Annotated in this window: 20 protein-coding genes; 11 read left to right on the forward strand and 9 right to left on the reverse strand. The window is 64.4% G+C overall.

Features of this window, described 5'->3' with window-relative positions; translation table 11 throughout:
• Window positions 1-54: 54 nt before the first annotated feature.
• Entirely contained in the window at window positions 55-1,251 is a 1,197-nt protein-coding gene (locus RR51_RS22755) for an MFS transporter (protein WP_039614760.1), read from the forward strand.
• Window positions 1,252-1,305: 54 nt separating this feature from the next.
• Here the strand turns inward: RR51_RS22755 and RR51_RS22760 are convergent, their stop codons facing one another.
• The 4 genes from RR51_RS22760 to RR51_RS22775 are packed head-to-tail and all read right to left on the reverse strand — an operon-like array spanning window position 1,306 to window position 2,972.
• Window positions 1,306-1,503 carry an SEC-C metal-binding domain-containing protein gene (locus tag RR51_RS22760; protein WP_003258907.1) on the reverse strand — a complete coding sequence of 66 codons (198 nt, stop codon included), beginning with the start codon at window positions 1,501-1,503 and terminating at the stop codon, window positions 1,306-1,308.
• Between the two features lie 7 nt (window positions 1,504-1,510).
• Window positions 1,511-1,996: an LEA type 2 family protein gene (locus RR51_RS22765; protein ID WP_039614761.1), complete on the reverse strand. Its 486-nt coding sequence runs from the start codon at window positions 1,994-1,996 to the stop codon at window positions 1,511-1,513.
• Between the two features lie 2 nt (window positions 1,997-1,998).
• Window positions 1,999-2,475 carry a YchJ family protein gene (locus RR51_RS22770; protein ID WP_015271542.1) on the reverse strand — a complete coding sequence of 159 codons (477 nt, stop codon included), beginning with the start codon at window positions 2,473-2,475 and terminating at the stop codon, window positions 1,999-2,001.
• A gap of 2 nt (window positions 2,476-2,477) precedes the next feature.
• Window positions 2,478-2,972, reverse strand: coding sequence for a DUF6231 family protein (locus tag RR51_RS22775; protein ID WP_039614762.1), 495 nt, complete (start codon window positions 2,970-2,972; stop codon window positions 2,478-2,480).
• A gap of 159 nt (window positions 2,973-3,131) precedes the next feature.
• On the opposite strand from RR51_RS22775, the gene RR51_RS22780 reads away from it, so the two are divergent.
• From RR51_RS22780 to RR51_RS22795, 4 genes are all read left to right on the forward strand, one after another.
• Window positions 3,132-3,824, forward strand: a complete 693-nt coding sequence (locus tag RR51_RS22780; RefSeq protein ID WP_003258902.1) for an OmpA family protein — start codon at window positions 3,132-3,134, stop codon at window positions 3,822-3,824.
• 89 nt (window positions 3,825-3,913) lie between these two features.
• A complete protein-coding gene (locus RR51_RS22785; RefSeq protein ID WP_024087647.1) occupies window positions 3,914-4,633 on the forward strand; it encodes an OmpA family protein in 720 nt (239 codons plus the stop codon).
• Window positions 4,634-4,731: 98 nt separating this feature from the next.
• Complete coding sequence (locus RR51_RS22790) at window positions 4,732-5,007, forward strand: DUF1145 domain-containing protein (RefSeq protein WP_013973933.1); 276 nt, start codon at window positions 4,732-4,734, stop codon at window positions 5,005-5,007.
• On the forward strand, window positions 5,000-5,758 hold the full coding sequence (locus RR51_RS22795) for a hypothetical protein (protein WP_039614763.1): 759 nt from the start codon (window positions 5,000-5,002) through the stop codon (window positions 5,756-5,758). The genes RR51_RS22790 and RR51_RS22795 overlap by 8 nt, the downstream gene beginning before the upstream one ends.
• Before the next feature lie 150 nt (window positions 5,759-5,908).
• Here the strand turns inward: RR51_RS22795 and RR51_RS22800 are convergent, their stop codons facing one another.
• Entirely contained in the window at window positions 5,909-6,373 is a 465-nt protein-coding gene (locus tag RR51_RS22800) for a CopD family protein (protein WP_039614764.1), read from the reverse strand.
• Between the two features lie 98 nt (window positions 6,374-6,471).
• Here RR51_RS22800 and dinG point away from each other — a divergent pair, with 98 nt between their 5' ends.
• The 5 genes from dinG (at window position 6,472) to pdxH (ending at window position 14,048) form a co-directional block, all read left to right on the forward strand.
• Window positions 6,472-8,616, forward strand: a complete 2,145-nt coding sequence (gene dinG / locus RR51_RS22805; protein WP_013973931.1) for an ATP-dependent DNA helicase DinG — start codon at window positions 6,472-6,474, stop codon at window positions 8,614-8,616.
• Window positions 8,617-8,697: 81 nt separating this feature from the next.
• The gene (locus RR51_RS22810) at window positions 8,698-10,932 is read left to right on the forward strand and encodes a beta-galactosidase (RefSeq protein ID WP_039614765.1); all 2,235 of its coding nucleotides are present in this window, start codon (window positions 8,698-8,700) and stop codon (window positions 10,930-10,932) included.
• A gap of 227 nt (window positions 10,933-11,159) precedes the next feature.
• Entirely contained in the window at window positions 11,160-12,305 is a 1,146-nt protein-coding gene (locus RR51_RS22815; RefSeq protein ID WP_023660953.1) for an EstA family serine hydrolase, read from the forward strand.
• Window positions 12,306-12,404: 99 nt separating this feature from the next.
• On the forward strand, window positions 12,405-13,382 hold the full coding sequence (locus tag RR51_RS22820; protein ID WP_039614766.1) for an OmpA family protein: 978 nt from the start codon (window positions 12,405-12,407) through the stop codon (window positions 13,380-13,382).
• Between the two features lie 18 nt (window positions 13,383-13,400).
• Window positions 13,401-14,048, forward strand: a complete 648-nt coding sequence (gene pdxH, locus RR51_RS22825) for a pyridoxamine 5'-phosphate oxidase (protein ID WP_039614767.1) — start codon at window positions 13,401-13,403, stop codon at window positions 14,046-14,048.
• Between the two features lie 40 nt (window positions 14,049-14,088).
• On the opposite strand, the gene RR51_RS22830 is transcribed toward pdxH, so the two are convergent.
• Window positions 14,089-14,322 (reverse strand): hypothetical protein, encoded by a 234-nt coding sequence (locus RR51_RS22830; protein ID WP_039614768.1) that lies wholly within the window; start codon window positions 14,320-14,322, stop codon window positions 14,089-14,091.
• A gap of 147 nt (window positions 14,323-14,469) precedes the next feature.
• Between RR51_RS22830 and RR51_RS22835 the strand changes: the two genes are divergently transcribed.
• Entirely contained in the window at window positions 14,470-14,934 is a 465-nt protein-coding gene (locus tag RR51_RS22835) for a glycine zipper 2TM domain-containing protein (RefSeq protein WP_013973925.1), read from the forward strand.
• 69 nt (window positions 14,935-15,003) lie between these two features.
• Here the strand turns inward: RR51_RS22835 and nhaA are convergent, their stop codons facing one another.
• The 3 genes from nhaA to RR51_RS22850 all read right to left on the reverse strand — a co-directional run bounded on the left by nhaA (window position 15,004) and on the right by RR51_RS22850 (window position 18,875).
• Complete coding sequence (gene nhaA, locus RR51_RS22840) at window positions 15,004-16,179, reverse strand: Na+/H+ antiporter NhaA (RefSeq protein ID WP_039614769.1); 1,176 nt, start codon at window positions 16,177-16,179, stop codon at window positions 15,004-15,006.
• A gap of 310 nt (window positions 16,180-16,489) precedes the next feature.
• Complete coding sequence (locus RR51_RS22845) at window positions 16,490-18,097, reverse strand: NAD(P)/FAD-dependent oxidoreductase (protein WP_015271531.1); 1,608 nt, start codon at window positions 18,095-18,097, stop codon at window positions 16,490-16,492.
• Window positions 18,098-18,200: 103 nt separating this feature from the next.
• Entirely contained in the window at window positions 18,201-18,875 is a 675-nt protein-coding gene (locus RR51_RS22850; RefSeq protein WP_039614770.1) for a COG3650 family protein, read from the reverse strand.
• Between the last annotated feature and the right edge of the window lie 2 nt (window positions 18,876-18,877).

The raw sequence follows: 18,877 nt of genomic DNA on the forward strand, positions 1-18,877 counted from the left end.
CGGCATCTTTCCCAATACCGAAATCGACCCGTCCACCAACCGTGAGCACACGCTATGTCGAGCACACTCCCGCGGCGCACGTACCTGTATTTCACCGCGCAATCGATCAACCTGACGACTGCGGTCATGTCCGTGACCATGGCGGCTATTGTCGGGGCGGCGCTGGCGCCTGCCGCCACGTGGTCTACCGTGCCCTATGGTTTCCAGTTCCTCTGCCTGATGCTGGCCACCTATCCGGTCTCCAGGCTGATGAGCCGTATTGGCCGCAAGCGCGCCTTCATGCTGGGCTCGATCCCTTTGGCGGTGTCTGGCATCAGTGGTTACCTGGCGGTGCAGTACCAGCACTTCCCGACGCTGGTGATCAGCCATTCGGCATTGGGCATCTACATTGCGTTTGCCAACTTCAATCGCTTCGCGGCCACCGACAATCTGGCCCAGAAACTGAAGCCCAAGGCGCTTTCCCTGGTGGTGGCCGGTGGGGTGATCGCAGCCGTGGTCGGGCCGGCGCTCACCGAGTGGCTGAGGGACGTTGGTGGGTATCCGCTGTTTTCGCTGTGCTACGCCGCTTTTGTCGGCCTGGCGGTGATGTCGTTGCTGACAGCGGCCTGCCTGCCCGGCGATACCGGCACCGCCAGTAACGACCGTGCAGCGAAACCGGCTGGCACGACCGCCGAGCCGCTGAGCCCGGTGGTTGCCGTGGCCATGGCAGTAGCCGCGCTGGGCTATGGGATCATGAATTTGCTGATGATCCAGGCGTCCATGCACATGAAACACATGCATGAGGACTTTTCCGACGTTCGCCTGGCGATTCAATGGCATGTGATTGCCATGTTTGCGCCGTCGTTCTTCACCGGCGCCATCATCCAAAAGCTCGGCATCAGGGCCACCATCTGTCTCGGCCTGTGCCTGCTGATCGGTTGCACGGCCATGAACATGTGGTCGCACAGCTACGCGATGATGACCTTGTCGCTGATAGCCCTGGGCCTGGGTTGGAACCTGACCTACGTGGGCGGTGGGGCGCTGTTGGCGCAGACGCTGCAAAACAGCCCGGCAGCGATGCAGATGCAAGGGAAGAACGATCTGGCCATTGCGGTGTTCGCGACCGTTGGTGCATTCAGCCCATCGCTGTTGCTGGGTACGGTCGGCTGGGATGGCACCAATGCCATTTGCATGGCCCTCTGCATCGTGCTGCTCATGGCCACCGCAGGGTTGCTGCAGCGCAAGGTTTCAGGGCCTGCCAGGGCCAGTTAGACCCCGGCTACCCTCCGCGCGGCCCGCAGCAGGGACGCGCGAGTGCTGTTCAGGTCAGGCGCCGTGGCACTTCTTGAACTTCTTCTGGCTACCGCACGGGCATGGGTCGTTACGGCCAACGTCCTTCAGGGCGTTGCGTACCGGCTCCTGGTGGCCGTGGTTGCAGTGCGGGCCGTGTACATGGCCATGATCGTGGTGGTGATCATGATCGTGGTTGCAGTCAGGGCCATGAACGTGGGGTTGCTGGGACATTGCAGGGTCACTCCGGTTTGTAATCGCCGGGGATTATCTCACCACTGCGCGACAAGTGCAGGTCCCGATGGATGAGCAACCCGGTCGCCAGCTCGCCCTGCAGGCTGTAATGCAGTGGTTGTTCGCTTTTCAGCAGCTTGGCCAGCGGTTTCAGGTGCTGCCACAGGTTGGTCCGTGCGGTGATCTTGAAAGTACGCCGGGCATGCCCGCCGACACTGCGCCACACGCTGGTTTCATCCTGCACCAGCAACAGGTCGTTGAGGCGTATGGCATACGACAGGTTGCGGATGAACAGGCGGCTGTCATTGGGGTTGTCGATTCGCAGATGCAGCACGAACTCCTGCTCCAGCAACCTGGCCTTGACTGTCTCCACCTTGACCAGGTGCACCTCGGGTTCGCGCCAGTCGTCACCGCCCCAGCTGGCGCAGCCCGCCAGCAGTGCAAGCCATGCCATCAGGGTGGCGAGCAGCAGCGGGCGGGTGCGGGCGATCATGGTCAGCTACCCACGTAACTGGCGCAGCATTTCTTGAACTTCTGACCGCTGGCGCAGGGGCAGGGGTCGTTGCGCCCGGCCTTGAGCCCGACCGTGGGGTCGATGAAGTACCAGCGCCCGGCGTGCTGGACGAATGCCGAGCGCTCGCGGTGCTGATGGTCACCCTCCTGGTCGTGCCAGCGTGCAGTGAAGGTGACAAAACCGTGCTCCGGCTGGCCGCCCAGCACCTCAGCGCTTTCCACCTCCAGGCCCAGCCAGGTGCTCTGGGCGCTCCAGGCGGCCATGGCGGCACGGTCCAGGCCGGCTTGCTGGGCCGGCAGGGTGGTGGCCACCAGGTAGTCGACCAGGCCCAGCACGTAGGCACTGTAGCGTGAGCGCATCAGCGCCTGGGCATCCGGCGCCGGGGTACCGGCGTGGTAATGCCCGCAGCAGGCGTCGAGCAGGTTTCCACTGCCACAAGGGCAGACCGAGACACTCATCATCACCACCAGTACTTGCCGAAGTTTTCAGGGTTGGCCCAGAACTTGGCATTCAGCCAGTCCGGTACCTGCTTGTAGTCATGTAGATCATAGGTGAACAGGCTCAATACCTGCTGGTCACGGCGGAATTTCTCGCTGGCCGACAGGGCAAGGGCAAAGAAATCGGTGTCCTGCCAGCCACAGGCGGCCAGGTCGGCCAGCACCGCGACCCGGCTGGCATTGAGGTTGCGAATGCCACCGAGCAATTCCAGGCCGGTGCGTTTTGGCAGGTGCTCCAGGCAGTCCACCAGTACCGCCAGGTCAAAGCGCTGGGCTGCCAGTTCGGCCGGCAGCGGGCCTGGGGCGGACATGGCGATGGTTACCTGTGGGTGCGCCTGGGCGAAGGCGTCCAGCGCCGGGAAGCGCGTGCCCACCAGCAGCAGGCGTTGCGGGGTGAAGCGCTCGAGCAGGGCCGCCAGGGCCTGCTGCGGGGTGCGCTGGGAAAAACCGTCGGTCATTGCCAATCCTCGTTGAAGTCGTCCAAGACTAGCGGGCCGCAGCGTGCGGGCAAAGAGGCATGTGACTGTGTCGTGGCTTATTGGTGGCAGGGATCAGATGCTCGGTCTTTACTCCCTGAAATCGGCCTTATGCCGATTCCCCCTAGGAGAAGCAATGAAATGAGCATAGTACGCACAGCGATACCCCTGGTTCTGCTCACCAGTGTGTTGACTGGTTGTGCAGGTTTGCAAAAGACCGACTGGCCGAAATGTGCCGCCGTCGGGGGTGTAAGCGGCGCTGCCCTGGGCGCCATCGAGAGCTCCAGCTGGGCTGGTTGGGGCGCGTTGCTGGGCGGTGGCCTGGCGGCGGGCTATTGCTGGGCCCATGGCGATGGCGACGAGGATGGTGACGGTGTGCCGGACAGCCGTGACAAGTGCCCAGGCACCCCGCGCGGTGTGCAGGTCGATGCCAACGGCTGCCCGCCGGAGCCGGCCGCGGTGGTCGAGGAAGTGGTGGTGCAGAAGGAAGAAGTCATCGTCATCCGCGATGTGCACTTCGAGTTCGACTCTGCGCGCCTGACCGCCAGCGACAAGGAGCGCCTCAACACCATTGCCACGCGGCTGAAACAGGAGGCACCGTCCGCCCGCCTGAGCGTCAGCGGCCATACCGACAGCGTCGGCTCCGACAGCTACAACCAGAAACTGTCCGAGCGCCGTGCCCACTCGGTGACCGATTACCTGGTCGAGAGCGGTGTGCCGCGCAGCAGCTTCGTGTCGGTGGTCGGTGCTGGTGAAACCCAGCCGGTGGCAGACAACGCCACGGCCGAGGGGCGTGCCATGAACCGCCGTACCGAGATCAAGATCCAGCGGTAGACCGGCGTGCGCCCGTGCCTTGAGCAGTGGCACGGGCGCGTCTTCACGGCGGTCAGCCGCCCGTGGCCAATGACACAGGAGCATTCAGCATGAGTGTGACGTCGAAGGCGGCGCTGCCGCTGTTGGTGGCTGCCAGCCTGCTAGCGGGCTGCGCTACCCACAGCGATGGCAGCGCGCCGCTCAACCAGAGGACCTGGCCCATCTGCAGCCTGCTCGGCGGCCTGGTCGGTGGTGGCCTTGGCGCCATCGAAAGTTCGAGTTGGGCGGCTGGCGGCGGTGCCCTTGGCGCCATTGCCGGGGGCCTGATCTGTTACGCCCAGGATGGCGACGAAGATGGTGACGGTATTTTCGACCGTCGCGATCGTTGCCCAGATACCCCCGCCAACACTGCGGTCGACCACATGGGTTGCCCGTTGAAGGTGTACCCCGCATCACCGCCTGCCACTGAACCTGAACCCTCGCCGGAGGTGATCATTCTGGATGACAACGGCGCGGTGATGTTCGCCTTCGATTCCGCCGAGCTGACCCCTGCGGCCCAGCAGCGCCTGCAAGGCCTGGTGGCAAAACTCGATTCACCGACGGTGGCCAAGGTAAGCGTGATCGGGCATACCGATAACGTCGGCTCCGACAGCTACAACCAGGCACTTTCCGAACGCCGCGCCAGCAGCGTGGCCGTTTACCTGATTGGCCAGGGGCTGGAGGCGGGCAAGGTCACCAGCCAGGGGCGCGGCGAGAGTGAGCCGCTCACCGACAACGAAAGCGAGGAGGGCCGTGCCCGCAACCGACGGGTGGAACTGCACCTCAACTGAGTGGTGCTGGCGCCTGTCCGGGCATTGCAGTTAATGTTGGTCGCACGGCCCGCTCGAACGGGCCGTCTCGACATAACAACAATCCATGGGGGCGGGATATGAAGTTCATCCTGGGCTTGGGCAAGGTCCTGACTGTCGCTTTCTGGGGGGTGGTGCTGTTCAATCAGTTCATGCCACAACCCTTGCCCTTCAACCTGCTGATCAACGCCGCCGGCATCACCTTGCTGGGCCTGCACCTGCTTGAAGTGCTGTTCTTCAATGGCAGCTTGCGCGGCCGCAGCCACCGCTGGTTCGATCGTTTGCAGATCCTGTTGACGGGTATCTTCCATGTCATGTCCATCCCCCGTGTGCAGGAGGCGCCGCGAAATGCGTAATCTGATGTTATTGGCCATGTTGGCCGCTCCCCTGGCCCAGGCCGAAAGCCTGGAGGTCGCTGCCAATTCCATGCTGCGCCTGCCCGACAAGTCTGCCAGCGTGCACCTGGCACAGTTGCGTGTCGCCGATGCCGCAACCCTGCTGCTGCCTGCCACGCTCGCGGAATTGAAGGTTGACCAGCTGGAGCTGGGGCGCGATGCGCGTATCGCCATTGCACCTTCCGATAGCCCGTTGCTGATCGAGGCGCGCAGTGCGCGGCTGGGTGAGGGTAGCGAATTCAGTGCGCCGGGAGCGGCGGGTACTTACCAGCGGGGAGCCCGGTCAGGCCGCAGCCTGGAACTGAAACTGGCTGAAGTGGATGCCGAGCGCCTGGCCATCGATGCCCGTGGCGGTGCCGGTGCGCCGGGGTACGTGGGGCTGGATGGCGCCAACGGCCAGGCCGGTGGCTGCACCTGGGGCCAGGCCAGCCGCGGTGCCAACGGCGATGACGGCGGCAACGGGCACGATGGCGCGCCGGGTGGGCGCATCCGCCTGAGCGTGCCGCAGGGCTTCCCGCAGGAACGCATCGTGGTCCGCCTGGACGGCGGCGCACCGGGCAAGGCCGGGGCTGCTGGCAAGGCCGGCAAGGGCGGCGCTAGCAAGGGTTGCCTGGTGTACCGCACAGACGCCGGCGCCAACGGCCGGCCGGGGCAGCCGGGCCAACCTGGGTTGGCCGGCGCTGCAGGTGAGCTGATTCTGCAGCGCCTCTGAAGCCTTGCCGCGCCCCCTGTAGGAGCGGCCTTGTGTCGCGATGGGCTGCGTAGCAGCCCCAGGATTTCAGCGCCTTCGCACAAATTGCCGGGGCTGCTGCGCAGCCCATCGCGACTCAAGGCCGCTCCTACAGGGGCCGAGCAGATCCTGTCAGAGCATCAACCGCGAACTGGCCACGGCTACCACCGCCAGACCGAGCAGCAGGTTGATCCCCACCATCCGCCGAATCCGTCCCAGCACTGCCGCACCTGCCGGCCAGTCCTCGGCCTGCACTGCCGCCCTCAACTCCGGCAGCAGCAGCGCCTGGATGCGCATGAACAGGGCAAACATGGCGATGCCCCCACCGATCATCATCTGCACATATTTTGGTGCAGTCTCGAAGCCGCTGAAGCGCATGTGCAACATGCCGATACCACTTATCGCCAAAATCGCCACGGCCAGCCAGACCCAACCGAAGAAGCGTCGGAAAACTTCCACCCACAAGCGCAGCCGGGCAGGCCCTTCAAGGGCTGCAACCGTTGCCGGGCGCAGCACCAGCCAGGCGAAGAACATGCCGCCGACCCACACCAGGGCGGCCAGGACATGCAGTGTGTAGGGCAGGGCAAAGGCAAGCATCCGGATCTCCATGCGGCATAAAGGGCAATAGCGGGGTATGATAGCCGCCCCATGCGAAACACTGAAAATATATCCAGCCCTCCGGGCGCTTGCAGACCATGATCAGCAACGAACTCAAAGCCACCATCCAGGGCGCCTATACGCGTTTTCTCGAAGCCAAGAGCCTCAAGCCGCGCTATGGCCAGCGCCTGATGATCGCCGAAGTGGCCAAGGTGCTCGGCGACATCGCCTGCGACGAAGAAGGCCGCCGTGCCGGCGAGCCTGCCGTGGTGGCAGTGGAGGCGGGCACCGGTACCGGCAAGACGGTGGCCTACAGCCTGGCTGCCATTCCGGCCGCCAAGGCCGCCGGCAAGCGCCTGGTGATCGCCACCGCCACCGTGGCGCTGCAGGAGCAGATCGTCTTCAAGGACCTGCCCGACCTGATGCGCAGCAGCGGGCTGAACTTCAGCTTCGCCCTGGCCAAGGGCCGTGGCCGCTACCTGTGCCTGTCCAAGCTCGACATCCTGCTGCAGGAGGGCCACGCCCAGTCGGCCACCGCCCAGCTGTTCGAGGAAGAAGGCTTCCACATCGAAGTCGACGAGCGCAGCCAGAAGCTGTTCAACAGCATGATCGAGAAGCTTGCCGGCAACCGCTGGGACGGTGACCGCGACAGCTGGCCCGAAGCCTTGGAAGACCAGGATTGGGCACGCCTGACCACCGACCACAGCCAGTGTACCGGCCGTCATTGCCCGAACTTCCAGCAGTGCGTGTTCTACAAGGCCCGCGAAGGCATGGGCAAGGTCGACGTGATCGTCACCAACCACGACATGGTGCTGGCCGACCTGGCCCTGGGCGGCGGCGCGGTATTGCCCGACCCGCGCGACACCATGTACGTGTTCGACGAAGGCCACCACCTGCCGGACAAGGCTATCGGCCATTTCGCCCACTATTCGCGCCTGCGCTCAACCGCCGACTGGCTGGAGCAGACCGCCAAGAACCTGACCAAGCTGCTGGCCCAGCACCCGCTGCCCGGTGACCTGGGCAAGTACATCGAGCAGGTGCCGGAGCTTGCGCGGGAAGTGCGCACCCAGCAGCAGTTCATGTTCACCCTGTGCGAGCAGGTTGCCGACTTCCGCCCCAGCGAGGACAACGAAGGCCGTGAGCGCCCGCGCTACCGCTTCGAAGGCGGCGTGGTGCCGGAGCAGATTCGCGAAGTGGGCATCGAGCTGAAAAAAGGCTTTGCCCGCCTCAACGACCTGTTCACCCGCTTGGCCGACCTGCTCAAGGAAGGCATGGACGGTGAGGTCAACATCGGCATCGCCAGCCACCAGGCCGAGGAGTGGTACCCGCTGTTCGGTAGCCTGGTCACCCGTGCCCAGGGCAACTGGGAACTGTGGACGGCCTTTACCGCCGAAGATCCGGAAGACAGCCCACCCATGGCCCGTTGGCTGACCCTGGCCGAGAGCGGTGCGCTGTTCGACATCGAAGTCAATGCCAGCCCCATCCTGGCCGCCGAAATGCTTCGCCGCAGCCTGTGGAGCGTGGCACATGGCGCACTGGTGACCTCGGCGACGCTGACTGCGCTGGGCAAGTTCGACCGCTTCCGCATGCGCTCGGGGTTGCCCCGTGACGCGGTCACTTGCGTGGTGCCCAGCCCGTTCGTGCATGGCGATGCCGGCCTGCTGCGGGTCCCCGACCTAAAGGCCGACCCGCGCGATGCGGCGGCGCATACCGCAGCGATCATCCGCGAACTGCCGAACATCGTCGAAGATGCCCGTGGCGCGCTGGTGCTGTTCTCCTCGCGCAAGCAGATGCAGGACGTGTTCGATGGCCTGGACCGTGACTGGCGCAAGCTAGTGCTGATCCAGGGCAACCTGTCCAAGCAGGAAACCCTGAACAAGCACAAGGCACGGGTCGACGACGGCCAGCACAGCGTGTTGTTCGGCCTGGCCAGCTTTGCCGAGGGTGTCGACCTGCCGGGTGCCTACTGCGAGCACGTGGTGATCGCCAAGATTCCTTTTGCCGTGCCTGATGACCCGGTCGAAGCGGCGTTGGCCGAGTGGATCGAGGCTCGCGGTGGCAACCCGTTCATGGAAATTGCCGTGCCCGACGCCTCGCTGCGGCTGATTCAGGCCTGTGGCCGCCTGCTGCGAACCGAACAGGACCGCGGTGTCATCACCTTGCTTGACCGGCGCCTGGTCACCCAGCGCTACGGCAAGGCTATTCTCAATGCGCTGCCGCCGTTCCGGCGGGAGATTTCCTGACCGCCGGAGCACACTTGCTCCGGCGCGTTGTCCATTACTCAGTCGTGGGCCATGAGGGCCCTGAAGGAGAGCCCCAGCCTTATGGTCCGCCGTACCCTGCCCGCCGTTTTTGCCCTGTTGTTCAGCTCGCCGTTGCTGGCTGGGCAGCAGACGCTTTTCAGCTTCGTGCGCCCGGCCTCGGTGGTCAATGTGGCGACCGAGGATGCCGGCATGCCGCAGTACAACGCGGAGCAGACGGCCGAAGGCGAAGTGTTGCGGCGCGTGGTGTTCAACCCGGCCCTGCGGCCGACCCTGCGCCTGAGCCCGCAAAGCGGTGTGTGGGACTGGTCCGGCGGTCAGTTCCTGACCTTGCGCCTGCAAAGCGCGATGGATTGGGCGCTGACCGTGGACGTGGTGGTGCAGGGCAGTGATGGGCGCACGTTGACCAGCCGCATCGACCTTCCGGCCGGTCCTGCACAAACCGTGATGGTACCGCTGACGGCCAGTTCGCCGTTGAGCCAAGGCATGCGCGCCGGCCCGCCCATGCCCTGGAACCATAGCGGCCAGCGCCTGCTGCTGACCAGCAGCGCCGGTGCGGTCGACCTCAAGCAGGTGACGTCGGTCAGCCTGAGTATCCCCAACCCCAAGGTGGCGCAGAACCTGCTGATCGAGCGGGTGGGCATCCAGGATGACGACCAGGCATACAAGGCGGCCTACCAGGAGCTGATCGATGCCTATGGCCAGTCCACCCGCGGCCATTGGCCAGAAAAGGTTACCAATGACGAGCAGCTCAAGGCGGCCGATGTACGCGAGCAGCAACAGCTCAAAGGCTGGTTGGCAGAGCGTGGCAAGCAGCAGCTGGACGCTTACGGAGGCCTGCTGGCCGGGCCGGCGTTCGAGGCCAAAGGCTTCTTCCGCACCGAAAAGCGTGACGGCCGCTGGTACCTGGTAACGCCCGAGGGGCATCCGTTCTATTCCCTGGGGGTGAATGCCGTCGCCGCGGATGGCGGGCGTACCTACGTCGCCGGGCGTGAGGGGATGTTCAAGGGGTTGCCGGGTGAGGAGGATGCACTGGCCGCATTCTATGGTGATGGCAACAACGACGATGGCAACCCCTCGTCGCAAGGGCGCAACTTCAAACAGGGGCGCTGGTTCGATTTCTATGCCGCCAACCTGCAGCGCACCTATGGCAAACCCTGCCCGCCCGCGGTAGAGGGGCAGCCGGCAAGCTGCCCACCATTGGCGCTGGATACCGCCCGCTGGCAGGCGCATGCGCTCGACCGCCTGCAGGCCTGGGGTTTCAACACGGTCGGCAACTGGAGTGAGCCGGCCCTGGGCCAGGCCAGGCGCATGCCGTACACCTTGCCGCTATCGATCGTGGGGGATTACGCCAGCATCAGCACCGGCATGGACTGGTGGGGCCGCATGCCCGACCCGTTCGACCCGCGTTTTGCCATGGCCACCGAGCGCGCCGTGGCCATTGCCGCCCGCGATCACCGTGACGACCCCTGGCTGATCGGCTATTTCGCCGACAACGAACTGTCCTGGGCCGCCCCCGGTAGCGACCCGAAGGCGCGTTACGGCCTGGCCTACGGAACCTTGCGTCTGACTACCGATGTACCGGCCAAGCGCGCCTTCCTCAAGCAGTTGCGTGACAAGTACCGCAACCAGGAAGGGTTGTCCAAGGCCTGGGGCATCGAGCTGAGCGCCTGGGAACTGATGGAGGACCCGGGCTTCGAGGCACCGTTGCCGAACCCGGAGCACCCGGAAATCGAGCGTGACTACCAGCACTTCCAGCAGGTGTTCGCCGAAACCTACTTCAGGACCATTGCCGACTCGTTGAAGTGGCATGCGCCCAATCACCTGCTGCTGGGTGGCCGCTATGCCGTCAGCACGCCGGAGGCGGTCAAGGCCTGCGCCGAGTTCTGCGATGTGCTCAGCTTCAACTTTTATACGCTCAAGCCGCAGGACGGCTACGACTTCACCCGCCTGGCCGAGCTGGACAAGCCGGTGTTGGTGTCCGAGTTCCAGTTCGGCTCGCGCGATCGCGGGCCGTTCTGGCCGGGGCCGCTGGAAGTGGCGCGGGAAGAAGACCGTGGCCCGGCCTACGGCAACTTCCTCAAGGCGGCCCTGGCGCAGCCGATGATCGTTGGCGCGCACTGGTTCCAGTACCTCGACCAGCCGGCCAGCGGCCGCCTGCTCGATGGCGAGAACGGTCACCTAGGGTTGGTGGCGATCACCGATATGCCATACCCGGGGTTTGTCGATGCCGTGCGCAAGAGCAACTTCCAGGCAATGAGCCAGCTGCGCGTCCAACTGGAAAAACCGGCGCCCTAGCCCAGGACGACGCGGTCTTTTTGTGGGAGCGGCCTTGCGTCGCGAAAGGACTGCGAAGCAGTCCCCTGAATTCAGCGGCGCTGCATAAATTGCCGGGGCTGCTGCGCAGCCCATCGCGACACAAGGCCGCTCCCACAGTGACCACCCAGCCCAAGCCAGTTTGCAAAACGCCAAACTACTGAAACAATGCACACCATTTTCGGAATTGGTCGTACGGAGAACAGCGGGTGCAGATCCAGGGTCACTATGAGCTGAAGTTCGAAGCAGTGCGCGAAGCCTTCGCCGCGCTGTTCGAAGATCCCCAGGAGCGTGGCGCGGCGCTGTGCATCCAGGTTGGTGGCGAAACCGTGGTCGACCTGTGGGCCGGCAGTGCCGACAAGGACGGCCAGCAGGCCTGGCACAGCGATACCATTGCCAACCTGTTCTCCTGCACCAAGACCTTCACCGCTGTCACCGCCCTGCAACTGGTCGGCGAGGGCAAGCTGGCCCTTGATGCGCCTGTGGCCAACTACTGGCCCGAGTTCGCCCAGGCAGGCAAACAGGCGATCACCCTGCGCCAGCTGCTCAGCCACCGCGCCGGCTTGCCGGCCATCCGTGAGCTGCTGCCGGCCGAGGCACTGTATGACTGGCAGGCCATGGTCGATGCGCTGGCTGCCGAAACGCCCTGGTGGACACCCGGCACCGAGCATGGCTATGCCGCCATTACCTACGGCTGGCTGATCGGCGAGCTGATCCGCCGTGCCGACGGCCGTGGCCCCGGCGACTCGATCGTGGCCCGTACCGCTCGGCCGTTGGGGCTGGATTTTCATATCGGCCTGGCGGACGATGAGTTTCATCGCGTAGCGCATATCGCCCGTGGCAAGGGCAACGCCGGGGACGCTGCAGCTCAGCGCCTGCTGCAGGTGACCATGCGCGAGCCCGAGGCCCTGTCGACCCGCGCCTTCACCAACCCGCCGGCGATCCTGACCAGTACCAACAAGCCGGAGTGGCGGCGCATGCAGCAGCCAGCCGCCAACGGCCATGGCAATGCGCGCAGCCTGGCGGGCTTCTATGCCGGGCTGCTGGACGGTAGCCTGCTCGAATCAGAGCTGCTCGACGAACTCACCCGTGAGCACAGCCTCGGCCAGGATCGTACTCTGCTCACCCAGACCCGTTTTGGCCTGGGCTGCATGCTCGACCAGCCCGACGTGGCCAATGCCACGTTCGGCCTCGGGGCCCGCGCCTTCGGCCACCCAGGCGCCGGCGGCTCGGTTGGTTTCGCTGACCCGGAACACGATGTGGCCTTCGGTTTCGTGGTCAATACCCTTGGCCCTTATGTGCTCATGGACCCGCGAGCCCAGAAACTGGTACGCGTCCTTGCCAGTTGCCTTTGATCGGCTAATGCGGGTATTGCCCCAGCCCTTTGACTATCCTCAATGCCAACGCCTGAAGGGCGTAAGCAAAATTTCTTTCTATTTCATGGTGTATCGCTGATGTCTTCACACAAAACCTTAGCACTCGCCCTGTGCCTGACCGCCGTTACCGGCTGCGCCAGTCACCCCCAGGACGGCTCGAAGGACAGCGCCTCGAGCTGGTGGCCCTTCGGTTCGGACAAGGTTGCCGAGCAGGAAGTGAAGCAAGCCGTCACGGAAAATGTGGCCAAGGCCGACGCCAAGTCCGACAACGCCAGCCGTTGGTGGTGGCCGTTCGGCGGTGAAGAGAAGCAGGCCAAGGGGCCGGTGGTGCCGAAGGTCGACCAGAAGGCCACCCAGGCCTGGCTGGACGAGTACGAGCCAAAGCTGCGTGAGGCGATCAAGGGCAGCAAGCTGGAGCTGGAGCGTCGTGACAACGTGCTGGCCGTAACCATCCCGGTGGACAGTTCGTACAACCCCGATCGCCCGAACATGCTGCTGCCGATGACCCTGGGCCCGATCACCCGTGTGGCCAAGACTGTCGAAGGCGATGCCAAGACCGCCGTGCTGGTACTCGGCCATGCCGACAGTAGCGGTGTCGCTGCCGCCAACCAGAAGCTCAGCCTGGAGCGCGCCGCTTCGGTGTCGGCCATCTTCCGCCTCAGCGGCCTGCAGCGTGATCGCCTGAACCTCAAGGGCATGGGCTCGGAAATGCCGCGCGCCGCCAACGACAGCGCCGAGGGCCGTGCCCTGAACCGCCGTGTGGAAATGCTGCTGACCCCGCAGAACACCATGGTCGCCCTGCTGGCCAAGTACCAGCAAGCCGCCCCGGCGCGCGCGCCAATGGTGGCGTTGCAAGATGTCAAAGCACCTGCTGCCAAGCCTGCCGACAGCAAGCCGGCCACCAAGGCTGTGGCGAAGAAGCCTGTGACCAAAGCCAAGGCCAAGGCGCCAGCCAAGACCACGGCCAAGAAAAAAGCTGCACCGGCCAAGCCGGTTGCCAAGAAAGCTACCACTGAAAAGAAAGTAGCTGCCAACAGCCCTGCGAAGACCAACTGATCGTCAAGGAGCGCAGCAATGACCCAATCCCTGGCCGATATGCGCCGCGACTACACCCGTGATGGCCTGGCCGAATCCCAGGCCCCGGGAGAGCCGTTCGCCCTGTTCCACCAGTGGTTCGCCGAAGCGGTGAAAACCGAGCAGGTGCCGGTGGAAGCCAACGCCATGACCTTGGCCACTGTCGACGGTGAAGGCCGCCCTCACTGCCGTATCTTGCTGCTGAAGGGGCTCGATGAGCGTGGTTTCACCTTCTTCACCAACTACGATAGTGCCAAGGGCCAGCAACTGCAGGTCAACCCTTTCGCCGCCATGACCTTCTTCTGGCCGGCACTGGAGCGCCAGGTGCGCATCGAAGGGCGGGTGGAAAAGGTCACGCCCCAGGAGTCGGACGCCTACTACCAGGTGCGCCCGCTGGGCAGCCGCCTGGGGGCCTGGGCTTCGCCGCAGAGCCGGGTGATTGCCGGCCGTGAGGAGCTGGAGGGGCTGGTCAAGGCCACTGAGGCGCGCTTTTCCGACACCCAGCCGCATTGTCCGGAGCATTGGGGTGGGTATCGTTTGCTACCTGAGCGCATCGAGTTCTGGCAGGGGCGGGCCAGCCGCCTGCATGACCGACTGAACTACCGGCTGGTGGATGGGCAATGGCTGCGGGAGCGGTTGGCGCCCTGAGATTCCGGGGGCTGCGCAGCAGCCCCGGCACTCCATCAGGCTACCCAGGATACCCCGCAGCTTCCCGCTCCAGCCACCCCGCCAACTGCTTGCGCCCCACCTTCTCCACCCGCGCCTGCTCCAGCCTTCGCAGCATATACGCGCGTTTTTCCGGGTCCGACCCTGCCAGCGACAACGCCAGGTCACGGTCCATCCAGCGGCGCATGCGCACATACAGCCACCAGTGGAAATACAGCCCCGCAACGGTGGTGACCACGACGATGAAGTAATCCATGGCTATCCTTGGTCTCACTTTGAAAGGCCTCGACACAGCCGTGCAGGCTGTCCCTTGGCTGAATGAAAACAATTTTATTACGTTTGTACCGTGACAGCCGTCAACGTGCAGCGTCTAATGAGCACCTGACTTATGGAGACCTTACCCATGCGTAAATCCGCTTTGCTGGTGGCGACCTTTACCACCATGTCGCTGTTGCTGGGTGGCTGTGCCTCGAGCCTGACCGGTGACAGCTACTCCCGTGATGAGGCCCGCCGCGTGCAAACCGTGCGCATGGGCACTATCGAGTCCCTGCGTCCGGTCAAGATCGAAGGCACCAAGACCCCGATCGGTGGCGGTGCTGGCGCCATCGTCGGTGGCGTGGCCGGGAGCGCCGTGGGTGGTGGCCGTGGCAGCATCGTCGCCGCCGTGATCGGTGCCGTTGCCGGTGGCCTGGCCGGTTCCGCAGCCGAAGAGGGCCTGACCCGTACCCAGGGTGTCGAAATCACCGTGCGTGAGGACGATGGCAGCATGCGTGCCTATGTGCAGGCCGTGCAGCAGAACGAGATCTTCCGCGTTGGCGACCGCGTGCGCATCATGACCGTCGATGGCACCAGCCGCGTCACGCACTGACCGTAGCCCAACAAGACAAAACCCCGACATGGCGCTCGCCAGTCGGGGTTTTTTCATGCTGCGGCCAGGTCAGCCGACGTTGGACTTGCGGCTGGCCATGGCGGTTACCGCATAGCCGAACACGGCGGCGAAGAACGAGCCGGTGAGAATACCCATGCGGTCCATCCCGGCGTAATCACTGCTGCCAGGCACAAAGGCGAGCGAGCCGACGAACAGGCTCATGGTGAAGCCGATACCGCAAAGTATCGCCACACCCAGCAATTGCCCCCAACTGGCGCCTGCAGGCAGCGCGGCCAGGCGCAGTTTGACCGCGATCCAGGTCAGGCCGAAGACACCCACGGTCTTGCCCAGCAGCAGCCCCACGGCGATGCCCAGTGGCACCGGGTGGGTGAAGCTTTCTACGGTCATGCCTGCCAGCGATACACCGGCGTTGGCGAAAGCGAACAGCGGCAGGATGGCGTAGGCAACCCAAGGATGCAGGGCGTGTTCCAGGGCGAGCAGTGGTGAGCGTTCGGCATGGCGCGTGCGCAGCGGGATGCACAGGGCCAGGGCGACGCCGGCCAGGGTGGCATGCACGCCGCTCTTGAGCACGCAGACCCACAGGATCAGGCCAACGACCATGTACGGCCCAAGCTTGACCACGCCAAGCCGATTCATCGACACCAGCAATACCAGGCAGGCGGCAGCCAGCAGCAGCGACATGCTCGACAGGGTGCCCGAATAAAACAGGGCAATGACGATGATCGCACCCAGGTCGTCGATGATCGCCAGGGTCATCAGGAACAGTTTCAGCGACACCGGCACGCGCTTGCCCAGCAGGGCCAGTACGCCGAGGGCGAAGGCGATGTCGGTGGCTGTGGGGATAGCCCAGCCGGCTATGGCGGCAGGGTTGTCACGGTTGATGAACCAGTAGATCAGTGCCGGTATCACCATGCCGCCCACGGCGGCGGTGGCTGGCAGGATCACCTGGGAGGGCTTGGACAGGTGACCGTCGACCACCTCGCGCTTGACCTCCAGGCCGATCAGCAGGAAGAACAGGGCCATCAGGCCGTCGTTGATCCAAAGCAACAGCGGTTTGGCGATGTGCAGCGCACCGACCTGAACGGCGACGGGAACGTCGAGCAGGCCGCTGTACAGGTAGGACAGCGGCGAGTTGTTGATTATCAGGGCCAGGATGGCCGCAGCGATCAGCAACAGGCCACTGGCGGCTTCGAGCTGGAAGAAGCGGGTGAACAGGCTACGCACGGGCTATAGGCTCTCCATGAGCAGTTGACAATGGAACGGGCGTACACCCTAGCCTTTGGCGATATGCTTTCAAACAAAAACCATATTCGTTTTTGTTATATGGTATTGCCGGCTGGGCTGCGGGAAAGCCTAGACGCAGATGGGGAAGGAGTGGGGAGGGGAAATCTGATGATTGTTGTGGATTTTTTTGATGTCTGCAGTGGCCCTTTCGCGGGTAAACCCGCTCCCACAGATACTTCACAGTCTTCAATACCGTGCAGTACCTGTGGGAGCGGGTTTACCCGCGAAGAGGCCCTGGCATGTAAAAGGCTCAGAGGCCGAGCATATCCCGCGCCACCGCCTCGGCGATGCGAATCCCATCGACACCCGCCGACAGGATCCCGCCCGCATACCCGGCCCCTTCACCCGCCGGGAACAGCCCCTTGAGGTTCAGGCTCTGGAAGTCCTCACCGCGGGTAATGCGCAGCGGCGAGGAGGTGCGGGTCTCGATCCCGGTCAGCACTGCATCATGCAGGTTGTAGCCCTTGATCTGCCGGTCGAACGCTGGCAGCGCCTCACGAATGGCTTCGATGGCGAAGTCCGGCAGGCTCGGCGCCAGGTCGCCCAGGGTCACGCCCGGTTTGTAGGACGGCTCGACACTGCCCAGTGCAGTCGACGGCCGGCCGGCGACGAAGTCACCCACCAGCTGTGCCGGGGCCTGGTAGTTGCTGCCGCCCATCACGTAGGCGTGGGCTTCCAGGCGTTCCTGCAGCTCGATGCCGGCCAGCGGGCCGCCCGGGTAATCGCGCTCGGGGTCGATGCCGACGACGATGCCGGAGTTGGCGTTGCGCTCGTTACGCGAGTACTGGCTCATGCCGTTGGTAACCACCCGACCTGGCTCGCTGGTTGCTGCGACCACGGTGCCGCCCGGGCACATGCAGAAGCTGTACACCGAGCGGCCATTCTTGGCGTGGTACACCAGTTTGTAGTCGGCGGCACCGAGTTTCGGGTGACCGGCGTACTTGCCCAGGCGAGCCTTGTCGATCAGCGTTTGCGGGTGCTCGATACGGAAGCCCACCGAGAACGGCTTGGCTTCCATGTACACGCCTTTGGCGTGCAGCATGCGGAAGGTGTCGCGAGCACTGTGGCCCAGCGCCAGCACCACATGGCGCGAGTGCAGCTGTTCGCCGCTCTCCAGCACCACGCCGGTCAGTTGCCCATCCTCGATCAGCAGGTCGGTGACCTTCTGCTGGAAGCGCACTTCGGCGCCGAGGGCAATCATGTCCTGACGCATCTGCTCGACCATGCCGGTGAGGCGGAAGGTGCCGATGTGCGGTTTGTTGATGTACAGGATCTCGTCCGGCGCACCGGCCTTGACGAACTCTTCCAGCACCTTGCGGCCGTGGTGCTGCGGGTCCTTGATCTGGCTGTACAGCTTACCGTCGGAGAAGGTGCCGGCGCCGCCTTCGCCGAACTGCACGTTGGACTCGGGGTTGAGCACGCTCTTGCGCCACAGGCCCCAGGTGTCCTTGGTGCGCTGACGTACTTCCTTGCCGCGCTCGAGGATGATCGGCTTGAAGCCCATCTGTGCCAGCAACAGGCCGGCGAAGATGCCGCACGGGCCGAAGCCGACCACGATCGGGCGCTCCTGCAGATCGGCAGGGGCCTTGCCGACGAACTTGTAGGTTACGTCTGGCGCCGGGCCGATATTGCGATCGTCGGCGAACTTGCTGAGCAGCTCGGCTTCGTTGCTGGCTTCCAGGTCGATGGTGTAGATGAACAGCAGTTCGCTGTTCTTCTTGCGCGCATCGTAGCTGCGCTTGAACAGGTTGAAGCTGAGCAGTTGCTCGTCGCGGATGCCCAGGCGCTGGACGATCGCTTCACGCAGGGCTTCGTCGGGATGGTCCAGGGGCAGCTTCAGTTCGGTGATTCGTAGCATGGCAGGGTCCAGTATCCCGGCCATGGGCGGCCGGCGGCTTTACACAAACCGCCAAGTATAAGCTGTTCGCCGCCCCGACTGGCAGGATAAAAGCGCCCGGCGATCAGTTGTCGCGTGCACCGCCATAGTAACCGCAGCCCAGCAGGGTCTTGCCGTCGATGCGCAGTTCGGCACGCAAGTGGTGGATGGCACCGGTGGCGGTGTCTACACAGCGTTGTGGCGCGACCCACAGCTCCACGTGCTGGCCGTTGGCTTCGCTGGTCAGGGTCAGGCCGCCGCCGGGCACTTCTTCTTCCAGAAAGGGCAGGGGCAGGGGGGCCTGGCCGACGCGGTTGAGCACCATGCCTTTGCCGCTGGCCTTGATGTCCCATTCCGGCTCATGGCCGTTGGCGCGCAGGGTCAGCTGCTTGAAGTTGGGGTCTTCACAGGCCCGGGTGGAAGGTTCCAGGCGGTACAGGCGGCGAACTTCAAGCTGGCCGTCGTTGTTGGCCTGTCTGCTGCCGGTGAGGCGGCCACGGACGTCGGCGAACAGTTTGTCGTTGGCGTCCTTGGCGAGGTTGGCGGCTTCCTGCAGGATGCCGGTTGCGGCGACGTCGCTGATCACGAAAGTGCGGTTTTCGCTACACGGCTTGAACAGCAGTTGGCCACCGCCGGCACGCAACTCGCCCTGCAGGCGCGTAGTGCCGATGTTCGGGTCGCTGGGGGCGTCAGCCATGAGCTGGCAGCCGGCGAACAGGGGCAGCAGGGCGGTGAGCAGCAGGGTGGGGGTGAGGCGCATGG

The organism is Pseudomonas sp. C5pp (assembly GCF_000814065.1).
GTDB classification, from domain to species: Bacteria; Pseudomonadota; Gammaproteobacteria; order Pseudomonadales; family Pseudomonadaceae; genus Aquipseudomonas; species Aquipseudomonas asiatica.